This is a genomic window from Micromonospora sp. NPDC049903, from assembly GCF_044460945.1.
Taxonomy (GTDB): Bacteria; Actinomycetota; Actinomycetes; order Mycobacteriales; family Micromonosporaceae; genus Micromonospora.
The window spans coordinates 255,372-271,128 of record NZ_JBITKL010000002.1 but is presented as its reverse complement, the minus strand read 5'-3'; the positions used below and the strand labels follow the sequence as shown (position 1 = coordinate 271,128).

The window sequence follows — 15,757 nt, the reverse complement described above, 5'->3', positions numbered from 1 at the left end:
CCCGATGTGAGACCAGGTGTCCGTAGAATCCGATTCACGGATTATCGTCTGATTGGTGTATTGGCCGGCGGCTACCCTCGGTGGTGTGACTTCCCGCGTCCCGGTGCTCCTGTCCACTTCCTCGGTCTTCCCTGAGCGGACCGCGGCGGCGTTCCAGCTCGCCGCGGAGCTCGGCTACGACGGGATCGAGGTGATGGTCTGGACCGACGCCGTCAGCCAGGACGCCGGCGCGTTGCGCGGGCTGGCCGACCACTACGGCGTACCGGTCCTCAGCGTGCACGCCCCCTGTCTCCTGGTGACCCAGCGGGTGTGGAGCACCGACCCGTGGGAGCGGCTGCGGCGGGCGGCGGTACTGGCCGAGACGCTCCACGCGCCGACCGTGGTGGTGCACCCACCGTTCACCTGGCAGCGGGACTACGCTCGCACCTTCGCCGAAGGGCTGGACACGGTGGCCGACGAGTTCGGCGGGCTGCGCTTCGCGGTGGAGAACATGTACCCGGTGCGGATGGCCGGGCGACAGTTCGTGCCGTACGCGCCGGGCTGGGACCCGACCGAGACGGGCTACCGGTCGTACACGCTCGACCTGTCGCACTGCGCCGCCTCGCACACAGACGCGCTGGAGATGGCCGACCGGATGGGCGCCGGGTTGGCGCACGTGCACCTCGGTGACGGCACCGGTGAGGGACGCGACGAACACCTGGTGCCCGGGCGCGGCACGCAGCCCTGCGCCGAGCTGCTGCGCTCGCTGGCCGGGCGGGGCTTCACCGGCTCGGTGGCGGTCGAGGTGACCACCCGGGGCGCGAAGAGTCGTCAGGTGCGCGAGGCGGACCTGCGGGAGGCGCTGGCCTTCGCCCGCCAGCACCTGAACACGCCGTCCCCGGTCGAGGCGGCCTGACCTCGGCCGCGTCCGGCGCGGCGGCCTGACCTCGGCCGGTCGCCTGGTGCGGCGGCCTGACTTCGGCCGGTCGGCTGGCGCAGCGGTCTGGCCTCGGCCGGTCGGCCGCAGGGTCGGTCAGGAGACCGACGTCAGCGGGTCGCTCTGGGCCGGCACGGCGGCCCGCTTGCGGGCGCGGTGGGCGGCCACGTGCGAGCGGGTGGCGCAGCGTTCCGAGCAGAACCGGCGGCAGCAGTTCGACGAGGTGTCCAGGTAGACGTTGCCGCAGCGGTCGTCGGCGCAGACCCCGAACCGGGCGCTGCCGTACTCGCAGAGCCAGACCGACAGCCCCCAGACCGCGCCGGCCAGGTACTCCGAGCTGACCGAGGCACCCCGGCCGGTCGCGTGCATGTGCCAGTCGCTGGAGTCGTGCCCCGAGATGCGCGGCTGCACCGGGTGGACCTCCAGCAGCGAGTTCAGCTCGGCGACCGCCTCGCCGTCCCGTCCGGTGGTGCCGTACTCGAAGACGTCCCGCAACCGCTTCTGTGCGCGCCGGAAGGTGGCCAGATCCCGCTCCGCGACCTCGTCGCGCATCCACTCGTGGTCGTCGCAGAAGATGGCCCGCAGGTCGTCGAGGTCGTCCAGGCGGGCGTTGACGAGGTCAACTCCGGTCCGGGCGTACGCGTCGAAGTTCACACTCCAACGGTAGACGACTCACCCCGGACGTGGCGCGTCGATGTAGTGCGGGAGAAACCTGGCGTAACCATCGGTGATCAGACTGGCGCTCTCCCGTAGCCCCGCCCCGGCCGATTCGCCGTCCACCACCCACGCGCCCAGGACCAGGTGACTTCCGTTGAATTCGGGCAGTGCGCGGAACTCCTGATAGCAGAATCCCTCACTGCCGTAATCGCCCGGATTGGTGATCTCCTCACTTTCCGTGACGATCCGTACGGCTGCGCCCTCCCGGCCGAGCAGCGGCTTGGCGACGTACTCGGTCATGCCGCGCGGCGAGTCCAGGTACGCCGGCAGCAGCAGCTCGTGCCCCGGGTACAGCTCCCAGAGCACGGCCAGCAGCGCCTTGTTGGACAGCAGCAGCTTCCAGGCCGGCTCGATCCAGGTGGTCGGCGTGCCCGGGTCCAGCGCCAGCGGCCCGTACGGCTCGGCCAGCATCCACTCCCACGGATAGAGCTTGAAACAGGTGGTGACCGGCTGCCCGGCGGTGTCGACGAACCGACGGCCGTCCCAGCCGATCTCCTGGATCGGCAGCAGCTCCACGTCCAGCCCGGCCTGGCGGGCCGTCTCGGCCAGGTAGCCGGCGGTCATGTGGTCCTCGCCGCTCTCCTCCTCGTTCGACCAGACCACGTGCACCCGGCGGTCGTGCAGACCAGCGCCGATCTTCGACCAGGCGCCCACCAGCCGCTCGTGCAGGCTGTTCCACTGGTCCAGCTCCGGGCGGGTGTGCTCCAGCCAGTACCACTGGATGATGCTCGCCTCGACCAGCGCGGTCGGGGTGTCCGCGTTGTACTCCAGCAGCTTCGGCGGCCAACTGCCGTCGTACCAGAGGTCGAACCGGCCGTAGAGGGTCGGCGGCGTCTCCCGCAGCGACCGGGCCACCGCCTCGACCGCCCACTGCGGGATGCCGAACTCGGCGTACCGGTTGCGGGCCACCACGTGTTCGGCGGCGGCGACCGACATCCGGTGCAGTTCCTCGGTGGCCTCCTCCAGCCGTAGCACCTCGTCCAGCTCGAAGGCGTACGCGGCGGTCTCGTCCCAGTACGACATCACTCCGCCGTCGGGCAGCTCGGTGTCGACGTACACCAGCCCCTGCGCGCGGATGGTCGCGTCCCAGTCGGGTCGCGGGGTGACCTGCTCCCGGCGCACGCTCAGCCGCCGCAGGAGGCGAGATGGGTGCCGAAGCCGCCACGATCGGGTACGGACGCGGCGACCGGCTCCGGGGCGCCCTGCGTCGTGGTCCTGGCCGTGGCGGCCGACGGTGTCGGGGTGTGCAGGGCCAGGGCGACTGTCTCACCGCCTCCGGACGGGCCCATGGCGCAGTCGTCATCGTCGTCGTCGGAGGAGGACATGTTGCAGCCGGAGAGGGCGAGCGCGAGGGCGGTGAGTGCGCCGAGCTGCACGGAGGCCGACCGGAGCCGGCGGCGGGGGCGGTTTTCCACGTTCATCGTTGTAACCGATGCACGCCACGCCCGTCGCCCGGGGTCCGGGTGCGCGGATCGTGTGCGCGGGCTGGGTGTGTGGGCTGGGTGTGCGGGCTGGGTGTGCGGGCTGGGTGTGCGGGCTGGGTGTGTGGGTTGGGTGTAAGGAAGGGCCCCCTGTTAACGCCTCAGGTATAGAAGGGTTCCCCTCTCACTCCTGAGTGTTAATAAGGGGCCCTTCCTTCACCTCGGGCGGGGCGCGCTGGGGGGTGGCTCGGGCGTTACGCTCGGCTCATGCTCCGTTCCGTCATCCTCGCCGCCTCCCGGTCAACCCGGGTCGAGCGGCTCGTCGCGACGGCTCCGTTCTCCCGGGACGTCGTGCGCCGGTTCGTCGCCGGCGCCGGGACCGACGACGCGCTGCGCGTGACCCGCGCACTCGTCGGCGACGGTCTCGCGGTCACCCTCGACAACCTCGGTGAGGACACCGTCACCCCCGAGCAGGCCAACGCCACCCGGGACGAGTACCTCGCCCTGCTGCGGAGTCTCGCCGAGGCGGGCCTCACCCCGGCCGCCGAGGTGAGCGTCAAACTGTCCGCGCTCGGCCAGACCTTCGACGAGCACCTCGCGTACGACAACGCACGCGCGATCTGCACCGCCGCCGCCGACGCCGGCACCACCGTCACCCTGGACATGGAGGATCACACCACCACCGACTCGACGCTGGACGTCCTGGCCAACCTGCGCAAGGACTTCCCGTCGACCGGGGCGGTGCTCCAGGCGTACCTGCGGCGGACCGAGTCGGACTGCCGTGAGCTGGCCTCGGCCGGATCGCGGGTCCGGCTGTGCAAGGGCGCCTACAAGGAGCCGGAATCGGTGGCGTACCAGTCGTCCCGCGAGGTGGACAAGTCGTACGTCCGGTGCATGAACATCCTGATGTCCGGTGACGGCTACCCAATGCTGGCCACCCATGACCCGCGTCTGATCGCCATCGGCGAGGACCGGGCGCGCTGGTTCGACCGGGGGCCAGGCGGCTTCGAGTTCCAGATGCTCTACGGCATCCGGCCGGAGGAGCAGGCCCGCCTGGTCGGCGAGGGCTACACGGTCCGCACCTACGTGCCCTACGGCGACGACTGGTACGGCTACCTGATGCGCCGGCTCGCCGAGCGCCCCGCGAACCTTGCCTTCTTCGCCCGCGCCGTGGCCTCCCGGAAGTAACCCGGCCACCCGGAGTCAGCCCGGCCACCCGGAGTCAGCCCGGCCACCCGGCAGGCAACCGTCCATCGGCCCCGGACCGTCGACCGACGATCCGGGGCCGTCGTCTTGACGGATTCAGCTAATGGGGTTAGCTTTCTAGCTATGACTGTTAGCTTTATCGAGCGTGACGGTGGACGCGTCGCCTACGAGGTGCACGGGCAGGGGCCGCTGGTCGTCCTGTCGCACGGCATGGGGGAGAACCGCCACTCCTGCCGCCACCTGGTCCCGCTGCTGGTGTCGGCGGGCTACCGGGTGGCGTCGGTCGACGTCCGGGGGCATGGGGACTCCAGCGTCGGCTGGCCGTCGTACGCCCCGGCGGAGGTCGGCGCCGACCTGCTGGCGGTGGTCCGGGACATCGGCGGTGGCCCGGCCACGCTGGTCGGCAACTCGTCCAGCGGGGCGGCCGTCGTCTTCGCCGCGACCGAGGCACCGGACCTGGTCGAGGGCATCGTGCTGGTCGGCGCGTTCGTCGAGCAGCGCAAACTCAACCCGTTCATGCGGCTGGCCCTCGGTGCGGTGCTGCGCAGTGCCCGCCTGTTCGGGCTGTTCCACCGGACTCTCTTCCCGGTCCACCGGCCCGCCGACGACGCGGCGTACCGCAAGGCGATGGTGGCCGCGCTGCGCCGGCCCGGCCGGATGGCGGCGGTACGCGGCCTGATCGTCCCGGTCGAGCCGCACTGGACCGCCGTCGCGCCCCGGGTGCGGCAGCCGGTGCTGGTGCTGATGGGCACGAAGGACCCGGACTTCCCCGACCCGGCCGCCGAGGCGCGTGCCGCCCGACGACTCTTCCCGGTCGCCGAGGCACGCATGATCAGCGAGGCCGGGCACTACCCGCACGCCGACCGGCCCGAGGCGATGGCCGGTGAGCTGACCGAGTTCCTCGCGGTGATCGACCGTGCCTAGGGCCGGGCTCAACCCCCAGGTGGTGGTCCGCGAGGCGGCCCGGCTGGCCGACGAGGTCGGCTACCACAAGCTCACCCTCGCCGCGCTGGCCGGCCGGCTCGGCGTCGCGCTGCCCAGCCTCTACAAGCACGTCAAGGGCGCCGATGCCCTCGCGCAGCAGCTCTCCGCGCTGGCCACCGCCGAGATCGCCGACGAGATGACCACGGCCGCCGCCGGTCGCAGTGGCGAGGACGCGTTGCGCGCCGTCGCCGCCGCCTACCGGTCGTACGCCCGCCGCCATCCCGGCCGCTACCCGGCGACGCAGCGGGTGCCGGACCCGGACGACCCTGCGCACGCGGTCGCCGGCCGACGCGCGGTGGAGGTGGTCTACGCCATCCTGCGCGGGTACGGGATCGAGGGCGAGGCGGCGGTGGACGGGGTCCGGATGTTCCGCGCCGCCGTGCACGGTTTCGTGTCGCTGGAGGCGGCCGGCGACTTCGGCCTGCCGCGCGAGGTCGACCGCTCGTTCGACCAGATGGTGACCGCCCTCGGCGTCGCCTACCGGAGTTGGCCCGGATCCGCCGGGACCGCCCCCGGCTGACGGTCGCCCGTCCGTCGGCCGACGCGGCACGATGCGCCACTTCCGCGCGGGCAGGTCGACCCGTACTCTGCGCCGGTGACCGACGGGGGAACCACAGCCGGCGACCATCCGACGCCGGCCGACACGACACCGCCTGCGACCGGGGCGGCCGACACAAGTCCGGCGCAGACGTCGCCGGCCGTGACGACGCCGCTTGAGACCGCGCCGGCCGACACAGTGCCGCTCCACGTAGCGCCGGTCGACGCGACACCGGCGCAGACGACGCCGGCCGACACGAGGCCGCCCGAGACGGCGCCGACGACACCGGTGCAGCTGACGCCAGCGCCGGGTGACGTGACGCCGGCGCAGCTGACGCCGGTCTGGCCGGGGCCGTCGGGGTTCGTGCCGCCCGTGCCGGGCCGGAGCCCTCGCCGCCGCTGGCCACTGTGGACGGGGCTGGTCGCGGTCGTGCTGGTGCTGGCCTGTGGCGTGCCGGTGGTGCTGCTGGCCGGCGGGCTGCCGGACACCGACCTCGGGAAGCCCGCCACCGCCGCCTCGCCGACCGAGAACCCGACCACGATCGCCGCCCGGCAGGTCGCCGAGCGGATCACGGCACAGTTGGAGAAGCAGTCGGCGGCGCTGCTCGGTCGCGACCGGGCCGGCTTCCTGGCGATCGCCGCACCCGCCGCGCAGAAGGACCTGCGCCGCCGGTACGCCGCGCTGACCGCGCTCAAGGTCACCCGCTGGGAGGCGCGCCCGGGCGGGCTGCCCACCTCGGCCGGGCGGGCGGGCGAGTGGCGGTTGCCGGTCGAGTTCCGGTACTGCTTCGTGCTGCCGGAGTGCACGACCAGCCCGGTGGTGATCGAGACCCGGTGGCGCGACGGCGCGGAGCCCCGCCTGCTCGCGTTCTCCAAGTCGAAGTCGTCGTTCCCGGTGAACGGCCGGTCCAACGGGCAGCCCGGCAGCCTGCCCTGGGAGGTCAGCGAGCTGGTGGTGGCGGTGGGCGAGCGTACGGTCGTGGCCACCACGCCGGCGTACCGCACGCGGCTGCCGGGCCTGCTGCGGCGGGCCGAGGCGGCGGCGACGGTGGCCGACGGGTACGTGGTGACGGGCAATCCGCCCGACCGCTACCGGATCTTCTACGCCGGGCCGAAGGAGTGGAAACGCTGGTACGGCGGTGAGCAGCCGGAGTGGGGCGCCGGGTACGCGATCAACGTCGGCGGCGGCCACTACGAGATCGTGCTCGGCCCGGAGAGCTTCGAGTACGGCCCCTACCTGGACGAGTTGCTGCGGCACGAGCTGGCCCACGCCGCCTCGCTGCCGGAGAAGGACTACGCGGACGAGTCGACGTGGTGGCTGAGCGAGGGGCTGGCCGAGCAGGCGGGCGTCGACGGCCAGCCGGTCGGCCGGTACGAGGGGCTGGACTCGGTCCGCCAACTGGTCGAGGGCGACTGGGACGGGAAGCTGGAGTCCCTGATCCCGGACGCCGACACCCCGCAGGAGCAGGTGAACGGCAGCTACGGTGCCGCGTTCCTGGCGGTCCGCTACTTCGTCGACCGGTTCGGCGAGGAACGGGTGCGCGCCTTCGTCAAGGCCGTGCTGCACGACCTGCGCGTGCCGGCACAGGTCAGCGAGGAGATCTTCGACGAGGAGTGGAACACCCTGCACAAGGAGTGCGTCGCGTACATCCGCGCCACGGTGCGCTGACCACGGCGGCGCTGCGCAGCTCCGGCGAGGGCGACTCGTAGCATGGGCGGGTGCGCCGCACCGACTCGCCGCGGCTGCCCGCAGTCACGCGGCCCCGCCTGCTCACCGCCCTGACCGCCGTCGCCGTCCTGACCCTCACCGGCGCCGCCTCCTGCGGCGGTGACCCGCCGGCGATCTCGCTCGCCTCGGCCACGCTCGCCCCGGTGGCCGAGGAGATCGACGCCCCGGCCACCGTCACCGCCCGCGCGGCGGCGACCCTGACCGCCCCGGCCGACGGCACCCTGGCCAGCCTCCGCGTCGAGCCGGGCGAGCGCGTCCGGCGCGGCCAGGTGCTCGCCGTGGTCGAGTCGCCCGCCGCGCGGGAGCGTCTCCGGCAGGCGCGCGCCGCGCTCAACGCCGCCAAACGGGCCGGGCCCGGCGGTGGTGGCGGCGACCTCGCCGGCAGCCTGCGCGGCACCGACCGCGCCGCCGACGAGGCACACGAGGCGGCCCGCGCCGCCGCCCGCAAGATCAGCGACCCGGAGCTGCGCAAGGCACTGCTGGCCCAGGTCAAGGCCGCGCAGAAGCGGTACGACTCCGCCGCCCGCACCGCCGACCAGGCGGTACGCGAGGTGCAGCGCGGCGTCCGCAACCTGAACTCCGCCGTCGGCGCGCTCGCCACCGCCCAGCGCCTCCAGGCCCAGCAGGCGTACGACCTGGCCAAGGCGACCGTCGACGCGTTGACGTTGCGCGCGCCGATCGCCGGAGTCGTGCAGCCGGGCGGCGTGGCTGCCGGAGGCGATCCCTCCGGTGCGCTCGCCGGTCTGCTCGAATCGGGTGGGCTGCCGCCCGGGCTGGACCCGGCCGCGCTCGGTGCCGCCCCGGCGGGACCCCCGCCCGGCGTGGACACCGCCGTCCCGGTCGGTGGCCGGGTCACCGCCGGCACTCCGGTGTTGACCGTGGTGGACACCGGTGAGCTGGGTCTGCTGGCCGAGGTCGACGAGACCGACGTGCTGCTGGTCCGGACCGGGCTGACCGGCACGGTGGAGCTGGACGCGGTGACCGGTGCGGTGTACGACGCCACTGTGAAGTCGATCGACGTGCTGCCCAGCACCTCGGCCCGGGGCGGGGTCAGCTATCGCGTCCGGCTCGCGCTGGGCGCGGGGCGGTTCGGCGAGGCGGAACCGGCACCGGCGCCGCGCCCCGGCATGAACGCGGTGCTGCGGCTGCGGGTCCGGGAGGCGGCGGACGCGGTGACCGTACCCGCCTCGGCGGTCTTCTCCGTCGACGGGCGGGACACGGTCTGGTTGATCCGCGACGGTCGGGCCGGTCAGGCGGCGGTCACCGTCGGCGTGCAGGGCCAGGACCTGGTGCAGATCGTCGACGGGGTGCAGCCCGGCGACCGGATCGTGGTGCGCGGCACCGACCAGGTCCGGGACGGCCAGGAGGTCGGGTGAGCCGGGCTCCGGCGATCGAGGCGGTCGACGTCTCCCGGACGTACCAGCTCGACGGGATCTCGGTACCCGCCCTGCGCGGGGTCACGCTGACTGTGGCGGCCGGTGACTACGTGGCGCTGATCGGGCCGTCCGGCTCGGGCAAGTCCACCCTGATGCACCTGCTCGGCGGACTCGACCGGCCGACCGGTGGGCGGCTCGCGATCGGCGGGCGGCAGGTCGGCGCGCTGTCCCCGCCCGAGTTGGCGCGGTTGCGCAACGAGACCATCGGCTTCGTCTTCCAGGCGTTCCACCTGTTGGCGCGTACCTCGGCGGTGGACAACGTGGCGTTGCCCCTGGTCTACCGGGGGGTGGGGGCCCGCGAACGCCGTACCCGGGCCGCCGCGATGCTCGGGCGGGTCGGGCTCGGTCACCGGTTGGACCACCGGCCCAACCAGCTCTCCGGCGGCGAACAACAGCGGGTGGCGATCGCGCGGGCGCTGGTCACCGACCCGACGGTGCTGCTCGCCGACGAGCCGACCGGCAACCTGGACAGCACCACCGGCGCGGCCGTCCTGGAACTGCTGGAACAGCTCAACGCGGAGTCCGGCGTGGCGCTGGTGATGGTCACCCACGACGCGGAGGTGGCGGCCCGGGCCCGCCGCCGGATCACCATGCGCGACGGGGTGATGGTCGCGGACAGCGCGGCCGGTACGCCGGAGCAGGTCGGCGGTGGCCTGACCGGCCCGTCCGGCGGCGCGGCCGACCAGGGCGGCGACGGGGGACACGCGTGAGGCTGGCCGAGGCGTGGCGGGTGGCCTGGGACGCGCTGCGCGCGAACCGGATGCGCAGCGCGCTGACCATGCTCGGGGTGATCATCGGGGTCGCCTCGGTGGTGCTGCTGGTGGCGATCGGCACCGGTACCAAGCAGACGGTGGAACAGCAGGTCGAGGGGCTCGGCTCCAACCTGCTGCTGGTCGTGCCGGGGCGGCTCGACGTCGGGTCCGCCCCGGCGGTCTCCCCGCTGACCCTCAAGGACGTGGACGCGGTCGGCCGGGTGGTCGGGGATCCGAGTCGGGTGGCCGTGACGGTCGCCTCCGGTGCCACCGTACGGGCCGGCACCCGGCAGGACTTCACCACCGTGCAGGGGGTGCTGGAGACCACCCCGGAGGTCTTCGCCCGGGAGCTGGGTCGGGGCCGCTACCTGACCCGCTCCGACGTGGACACCGGTCGCCGCGTCGCGGTGCTCGGCGACTCGGTGGCCCGGGCGCTGTTCCCGGACCGGGAGGCGGTCGGCCAGCAGGTCAACGTGGCCGGCGTACGGTTCCGGGTGATCGGCGTCTTCACCCCGCTGGGGCAGAGCCTCGGCGTCGACCGGGACGACGAGGTGCACATCCCGGTGACGGCGGCCCAACGGTTGTACGGCACCCAGCGGGTCGACGCGATCGCGGTCAAGGCACCGGACCGGGAGCGCATCGACGAACTGGGCGAGCGGATCGTGGCCGAGTTGAACGGCCGGCATCCGGGCACCGAGTTCAGCGCGGTCACCCAGGAGCAGATCCTCGGCGTGCTGGGCGACATCCTCGGCATCCTGACCGGCGTACTCGCTGCGATCGCCGGGATCTCGCTGCTGGTCGGCGGCGTCGGCGTCTCCAACATCATGCTCGTCTCGGTACGCGAGCGGACCCGGGAGATCGGGCTGCGCAAGGCGGTCGGGGCCCGTCCACGCGACATCGGTGTGCAGTTCCTGCTGGAGGCGGTGCTGCTGACCTCGGTCGGCGGTATCACCGGGATGGCCCTCGGGGTCGGCGGCGCGCTGCTGGTGGCCGCGGTGTCGCCGATCCCGGCGGCGGTGACCTGGTGGTCGCTGGCGCTGGCCTTCGGCGTCTCGGCCGCGGTCGGGATCGTCTTCGGGGTGCTGCCCGCGCAGCGGGCCGGTCGACTCGACCCGGTGGTGGCGCTGCGCGCCGAGTGACGGTTCCCGTCAGGTGGCCGAGGATGATCGGTTGCCGGATTGGCTCGCATCCACTCGACCAGGGGTTTTTCGCCCCGGCGCCCCGATCGAAGCATGATCAGTTGCAGGAAGGGATCGCGCCGGTCACAGCCGTCCCGCTACCGTACTGGTAACACGCGCGTCGCCGGCCGCGCGGGAGGACCCGTGTGGCGGCACGCGCCGGGCATGGGATGGGTCGGTGAGCCATGGCCGGGTCGCAATCCGATGGTCGACTCTCGGATGTCAAGTTCCTGACCGTCGCCGAGGTGGCAACGGTCATGCGGGTCTCCAAGATGACGGTCTACCGTCTCGTGCACAGCGGTGAGCTGACCGCCGTACGCGTCGGCAGGTCGTTCCGGGTGCCCGAGCACGCGGTGCACGAATATCTCCGTGGCGCCTTCCAGGAGACCGCCTGACCCGCGAGCCAAACCCGGTCGCGGCGGGCCCGGTGAACGGGCATCGACCGGGGGCGCGTTGGTCCTGCTGACGCATCCCCGCTACGCTGGACTGGCGATCGTGACCGCTGGTGCGCTCTGCCGCCCACTCCGCCGGTCCGGTCCGTTGTCCGCAAGCGGTCGCCGACGCCACGGATTCGTGGTGTCTTACCGGTCGCGCCGCACATTGCATCGAAAGGCTTTCGTATGGGCTCGGTGGTCAAGAAGCGCCGCAAGCGTATGGCTAAGAAGAAGCACCGCAAGCTGCTGCGCAAGACCCGCGTCCAGCGTCGCCGTCTCGGCAAGTGACCGTGTGCCGGGCCGTGGCCCGGCATTCGTCGCTTGCCAACTGTCGACCCTCGGAGGCTCAGGTGATCAGGCCGTGGCTGTCCCGGCTCGGTCCCGGCGGCCGGGGTAGGTGCGAGACATGACCCCCGGTGGCTCATCGAGCCCTCCGGGGGTTGTCGTCGTGACCGGGGTCAGTCGTTATCTCGGCGCGCACGTCGCCGCCCGACTCGCCGCCGATCCCCGGATCGCCCGGGTCATCGGCGTCGACCTGGCCGAGCCCGGCCCCGAAGTGGCCGAGCTGCTGGCGCAGGTGGAACGGGTCCGGGTGGACGCCGGGTCGATCGGTGGCCTGCTCGCCGACCTCGACGTCGACACCGTGGTGCACCTGGCCCTGGTCAGCGCCCCGGATTCGCAGCACGGCGGTCGCGCGGCGATGAAGGAACAGAACGTCATCGGCACCATGCAGCTCCTCGCCGCCTGTCAGCGGGCGCCGCACCTGCGCAAGATCGTCGTCCGGTCGTCCACCGCCGCGTACGGCGCGTCGTTCCGGGACCCGGCCGTCTTCACCGAGGAGACCGAACCCCGCGAGGTGCCGCGCGGCGGTTTCGGCCGCGACATCCTCGACATCGAGGGGTACGTGCGCGGTTTCCGTCGCCGACGCTCCGACGTCACCGCCACGGTGCTGCGCTTCGCCCCCTTCATCGGCTCGACGGCCGACACCACGCTGACCAGGTACTTCTCCCAGCCGGTGGTGCCGACCATCTTCGGCCGCGACGCCCGGTTGCAGTTCCTGCACTTCGACGACGCCCTGGAGGTGGTGCACCGGTCGGTCGTCGAGGACCATCCGGGCACCTACAACGTCGCCGGCCGCGGTGTGCTGTCGCTGTCGCAGGCGATCCGGCGGGCCGGTCGGATCTCGGTGCCGGTGCTGGAGCCCGGTGTCGCCGGTGCCATCGCGCTGGCCCGGACGATGGGCTTCGGGCGGTACGGGCTCGACCAGGTCGACCTCTTCGTGCACGGCCGGGTGGTGGACACCTCCCGCCTGGAGCGCGAGTACGGGTTCACCCCCCGCTCGACCGCCGCCGCCTTCGACGACTTCATCGACGCCCACCACGGCCGGGCGGTGGTGACCCGGGAGCAGTTGGCCGCCGCCGAGCAGATGGTGCTCGACAGCATCCGCCAGGCCCGGGCCGCCGTACGGGAGCGCTCGTGACCGGGCCGGAGGAGCAGCGCGACGAGGCGCACCTGGACGACCGGTACGCCGTACCGCCCCCGGTGTCGGCGGATCTCGACCCCGCGCGGCGCAACGGGCACCGTCCCGCCGAGCCCGCGGTGCCGGACCGGACCGGTGACGTCTGGGACCGACGGGTCGCGGGCGGGCTCGCGTTCCTGCGTCGGCGGCTGGCCGGCGACTACGAGGTGGACGAGTTCGGCTTCGACCCGGAGCTGACCGAGGCGGTCTTCCATCCGCTGCTGCGTCGCCTCTATCGCGACTGGTTCCGGACCGAGGTCACCGGTCTGGAGAACGTACCCGCCGACGGGGCGGGGCTGGTGGTCGGCAACCATTCCGGCACCGTGGCGCTGGACGCGTTGATCCTCTCCACGGCGCTGCACCACGAGCACCCGGCCAACCGGTATCTCCGCCTGCTCGGGGCCGACCTGGTCTTCCGGATGCCGGTGGTCTCCGAGATCGCCCGCAAGACCGGTGGCACGGTGGCCTGCAACCCGGACGCCGAACGACTACTGCGCGGCGGCGAGCTGGTGGGTGTCTTCCCGGAGGGCTTCAAGGGCATCGGCAAGCTGTACGCGGACCGCTACAAGCTGCAACGCTTCGGGCGGGGCGGTTTCGTGTCGGCGGCACTGCGCACCGGCACCCCGATCATCCCGGTGGCCATCGTCGGCGGCGAGGAGATCTATCCGATGCTCGCCGACCTCAAGCCGCTCGCCCGACTTCTCAAGCTTCCGTATTTCCCGGTGACGCCGACCTTCCCCTGGCTCGGGCCGCTGGGCATGGTGCCGCTGCCGAGCAAGTGGCTGATCGAGTTCTGCCCGCCGATCCCGACGGCCCACCTGGTCGACTCGGCGGACGACCCGCTGGTCGTGTTCAACCTCGCCGACCAGGTCCGGGAGACCATCCAGCAGACCGTGCACCAACTGCTCGAACGCCGTCCCGACCCGTTCGGCCCGTAGCCGTCCCCGGCCCGGTGGCGTCGGCCCGGGTCCATGACCCGACGGCGTGGCGTCCATCCGGTCCACGCGGCTACCTCGTCTACGGCTCGGCGTCGCGTCGGGTGCGTCCGGAGGCGGTGTCGGCCGCGCGGCGGCGGCGCTGCAAGGCGACTCCGGCGGTGACCGCTCCGGCCACCAGTCCCGCCGCCGCGGTGGACGGGAGAGCGATCTTGACCGCTCGCCGGCCGGTGCGGAAGTCGCGTACCTCCCAGCCGCGCTGCCGGGCCTGGCGCAGCAACGTGCCGTCCGGGTTGACCGCCACCGCGCGCCCCACCAGCGACAGCATCGGCAGGTCGTTGGCGGAGTCGCTGTAGGCGGCGCACCGGCTCAGGTCGAGACCCTCCACCGTGGCGAGCTGGGTGACCGCCTCGGCCTTGAGCGGGCCGTGCATCAGGTCGCCGACCAGCCGACCGGTGTACGCCCCGTCGACGATCTCGGCGACCGTACCGATCGCGCCGGTCAACCCGAGCCGGGTGGCGATCACCCGGCCGATCTCCACCGGGGCGGCGCTGACCAGCCACACCCGCTCACCGGCGTCCAGGTGGCCCTGCGCCAACCGGCGGGTCCCGGCCCAGATCCTCGGGGCCATCAGCTCGTCGAAGATCTCCTCGGCCAGCCGTTCGACGTCCTGGACCCGCCAACCCTCGACGAAGGCGAGCGCGGCCTCCTTGGCCTGGGACATGTCGCCGGCCTGCTCACGGGCGAGCAGCCGGAACCGCAACTGCTGCCAGGCGAACCGGGCCAGATCGCCGGTGGTGAAGTAGTTGCGGGCGGCGAGCCCACGGGCGAACCAGTAGATCGAGGCGCCCTGCATCATCGTGTTGTCCACGTCGAAAAAGGCCGCGGCGTGGGGATCGGGCGCGGCCGGGGGAGCGGGCTCGGTCTGCGCCCAACCGGTGGTGTGCCCGTGCACGTCGGTGCTGACGGTCACCTTCCGGCTGCGCGCCACCTGCTCCCCCTCACGTCGCTCACCCTGCCCTGCTGCCCGCAGCGAGGGTATCCGGAGCAGCGGTTCCCGCCGCCGGACGCGGGGGGCGACGTGCGCCCGCCGGGTCAGGCGCAGACGCCGGGGGTGGGGCCGAGGTCGTCGCTGGCGGTGCCGGCCGACTGGCCGCAGGCGATGGCGGTACGCAGCGCCTCGGTGCGCTCGGCGACCAGGTCCAGCAGCTCCAGTGACTTGGCGGTCCGCTCCTGGTCGGCACGGGAGCCCCGTTCGGCCAGCGCGTCGAGTGTGCGGCGCTGCCCGGTGAGGAAGGCGTCGACAGTGTTCAGCGCGGTCGGGTCCGCGCGCCGGACGGCGGCGCCGGTGAGCTGGCGTACGCCTTGGCGGATGTCCGCGTCCATGTCGTCCAGCACGGCGCGGTAGCCGGCCCGGTTGCCGTTGAGCGAGGACGCCTCGGCCAGCCGGGTCCGGGCGAAGTCGAGGAAGAGCTGCCCACGGCTGATCTCGGAGCTGGCGAGCGCCAACTGGGCCCGCTCGGTGCTGCGCTTCATGCCGTACAGCGCGTCACCGGGTACCGCGTTCTCGCTGGCGGCGGAGATGCCGGAGACGGCGATCGCGCCGGCCGCGATGCCGACCAGGATCGCGCCCCGGGCGCGGGCCCGGCGGGCGGTGACGGCCGGTAGCAGCGATCCGCGACCGGTGGCGGCCTTCTCGACCGGCGCGGCGACGGTGGTCCCGATGCCCTCCCGGTCGGCGGTGGCCAGCAGCATCGCCCGCAGGCCGGTCCGGAACTCCGGGTCGACCTCGGTGTTCGGCGGGTTGGCGCCGAGTTGTCGGCCGAGCGCGACGAGCGGTGCGAGCTGATCGTCGGCGCGGGACCGGACGTGATGACGTAGGCCACCGTTGGCTTCGTCGAGAAGCTGCGCGAAGCGCTCGGTGCGCCGACGGGAGAAGAGGGCGTTGTCCACCGCGGCACCTCCTCTCGCTGGTCGCGGCCGGTCGGCCGCG

The 15,757-nt window shown here is 73.0% G+C and carries 17 protein-coding genes; 12 read left to right on the top strand and 5 right to left on the bottom strand.

Annotation, left to right across the window (positions count from 1 at the left end):
• Positions 1-85 precede the first annotated feature (85 nt).
• Complete coding sequence (locus ACIBO1_RS06035) at positions 86-895, top strand: sugar phosphate isomerase/epimerase family protein (RefSeq protein ID WP_396741872.1); 810 nt, start codon at positions 86-88, stop codon at positions 893-895.
• A gap of 117 nt (positions 896-1,012) precedes the next feature.
• On the opposite strand, the gene ACIBO1_RS06030 is transcribed toward ACIBO1_RS06035, so the two are convergent.
• From ACIBO1_RS06030 to ACIBO1_RS06020, 3 genes are read right to left on the bottom strand one after another with little or no spacing between them, the layout of a single operon-like run.
• On the bottom strand, positions 1,013-1,570 hold the full coding sequence (locus tag ACIBO1_RS06030) for a CGNR zinc finger domain-containing protein (RefSeq protein ID WP_350693045.1): 558 nt from the start codon (positions 1,568-1,570) through the stop codon (positions 1,013-1,015).
• Positions 1,571-1,588: 18 nt separating this feature from the next.
• Entirely contained in the window at positions 1,589-2,755 is a 1,167-nt protein-coding gene (locus ACIBO1_RS06025) for a glutathionylspermidine synthase family protein (RefSeq protein ID WP_396741870.1), read from the bottom strand.
• A 2-nt stretch (positions 2,756-2,757) separates the two neighbouring features.
• Positions 2,758-3,054: a hypothetical protein gene (locus ACIBO1_RS06020; RefSeq protein WP_396741868.1), complete on the bottom strand. Its 297-nt coding sequence runs from the start codon at positions 3,052-3,054 to the stop codon at positions 2,758-2,760.
• A 267-nt stretch (positions 3,055-3,321) separates the two neighbouring features.
• On the opposite strand from ACIBO1_RS06020, the gene ACIBO1_RS06015 reads away from it, so the two are divergent.
• The 11 genes from ACIBO1_RS06015 to ACIBO1_RS05965 all read left to right on the top strand — a co-directional run bounded on the left by ACIBO1_RS06015 (position 3,322) and on the right by ACIBO1_RS05965 (position 13,767).
• Entirely contained in the window at positions 3,322-4,242 is a 921-nt protein-coding gene (locus ACIBO1_RS06015) for a proline dehydrogenase family protein (protein ID WP_396741866.1), read from the top strand.
• A 141-nt stretch (positions 4,243-4,383) separates the two neighbouring features.
• Complete coding sequence (locus tag ACIBO1_RS06010; RefSeq protein WP_396741864.1) at positions 4,384-5,184, top strand: alpha/beta fold hydrolase; 801 nt, start codon at positions 4,384-4,386, stop codon at positions 5,182-5,184.
• Complete coding sequence (locus ACIBO1_RS06005) at positions 5,177-5,764, top strand: TetR/AcrR family transcriptional regulator (protein WP_396741862.1); 588 nt, start codon at positions 5,177-5,179, stop codon at positions 5,762-5,764. Before ACIBO1_RS06010 ends, ACIBO1_RS06005 begins: the two co-directional genes overlap by 8 nt.
• Before the next feature lie 306 nt (positions 5,765-6,070).
• Positions 6,071-7,450, top strand: coding sequence for a hypothetical protein (locus ACIBO1_RS06000; protein WP_396741860.1), 1,380 nt, complete (start codon positions 6,071-6,073; stop codon positions 7,448-7,450).
• Between the two features lie 50 nt (positions 7,451-7,500).
• The gene (locus ACIBO1_RS05995; RefSeq protein ID WP_396741858.1) at positions 7,501-8,886 is read left to right on the top strand and encodes an efflux RND transporter periplasmic adaptor subunit; all 1,386 of its coding nucleotides are present in this window, start codon (positions 7,501-7,503) and stop codon (positions 8,884-8,886) included.
• Positions 8,883-9,656 carry an ABC transporter ATP-binding protein gene (locus ACIBO1_RS05990; RefSeq protein WP_396741856.1) on the top strand — a complete coding sequence of 258 codons (774 nt, stop codon included), beginning with the start codon at positions 8,883-8,885 and terminating at the stop codon, positions 9,654-9,656. The genes ACIBO1_RS05995 and ACIBO1_RS05990 overlap by 4 nt, the downstream gene beginning before the upstream one ends.
• Complete coding sequence (locus ACIBO1_RS05985) at positions 9,653-10,837, top strand: ABC transporter permease (RefSeq protein WP_396741854.1); 1,185 nt, start codon at positions 9,653-9,655, stop codon at positions 10,835-10,837. The genes ACIBO1_RS05990 and ACIBO1_RS05985 overlap by 4 nt, the downstream gene beginning before the upstream one ends.
• A 224-nt stretch (positions 10,838-11,061) precedes the next feature.
• Entirely contained in the window at positions 11,062-11,271 is a 210-nt protein-coding gene (locus tag ACIBO1_RS05980; RefSeq protein WP_091079691.1) for a helix-turn-helix domain-containing protein, read from the top strand.
• Between the two features lie 225 nt (positions 11,272-11,496).
• Positions 11,497-11,598 (top strand): 30S ribosomal protein bS22, encoded by a 102-nt coding sequence (locus ACIBO1_RS05975; RefSeq protein ID WP_007465623.1) that lies wholly within the window; start codon positions 11,497-11,499, stop codon positions 11,596-11,598.
• Positions 11,599-11,716: 118 nt separating this feature from the next.
• Complete coding sequence (locus tag ACIBO1_RS05970; protein WP_396741852.1) at positions 11,717-12,790, top strand: NAD-dependent epimerase/dehydratase family protein; 1,074 nt, start codon at positions 11,717-11,719, stop codon at positions 12,788-12,790.
• Between the two features lie 119 nt (positions 12,791-12,909).
• Positions 12,910-13,767 (top strand): lysophospholipid acyltransferase family protein, encoded by an 858-nt coding sequence (locus ACIBO1_RS05965; protein ID WP_350693190.1) that lies wholly within the window; start codon positions 12,910-12,912, stop codon positions 13,765-13,767.
• Between the two features lie 79 nt (positions 13,768-13,846).
• Here the strand turns inward: ACIBO1_RS05965 and ACIBO1_RS05960 are convergent, their stop codons facing one another.
• Positions 13,847-14,755 carry an HAD family hydrolase gene (locus ACIBO1_RS05960; protein WP_396741850.1) on the bottom strand — a complete coding sequence of 303 codons (909 nt, stop codon included), beginning with the start codon at positions 14,753-14,755 and terminating at the stop codon, positions 13,847-13,849.
• Positions 14,756-14,859: 104 nt separating this feature from the next.
• A complete protein-coding gene (locus ACIBO1_RS05955) occupies positions 14,860-15,717 on the bottom strand; it encodes a DUF5667 domain-containing protein (protein ID WP_396741848.1) in 858 nt (285 codons plus the stop codon).
• Positions 15,718-15,757: the final 40 nt, after the last annotated feature.

Excerpts from the sequence above, each read along its gene's own strand:
- ACIBO1_RS05970 (WP_396741852.1), top strand. The coding sequence starts at position 11,717 with ATGACCCCCGGTGGCTCATCGAGCCCTCCGGGGGTTGTCGTCGTGACC.
- ACIBO1_RS06015 (WP_396741866.1), top strand. The coding sequence starts at position 3,322 with ATGCTCCGTTCCGTCATCCTCGCCGCCTCCCGGTCAACCCGGGTCGAG.
- ACIBO1_RS05980 (WP_091079691.1), top strand. The coding sequence starts at position 11,062 with ATGGCCGGGTCGCAATCCGATGGTCGACTCTCGGATGTCAAGTTCCTG.
- ACIBO1_RS06010 (WP_396741864.1), top strand. The coding sequence starts at position 4,384 with ATGACTGTTAGCTTTATCGAGCGTGACGGTGGACGCGTCGCCTACGAG.
- ACIBO1_RS06020 (WP_396741868.1), bottom strand. The coding sequence starts at position 3,054 with ATGAACGTGGAAAACCGCCCCCGCCGCCGGCTCCGGTCGGCCTCCGTG.
- ACIBO1_RS05975 (WP_007465623.1), top strand. The coding sequence starts at position 11,497 with ATGGGCTCGGTGGTCAAGAAGCGCCGCAAGCGTATGGCTAAGAAGAAG.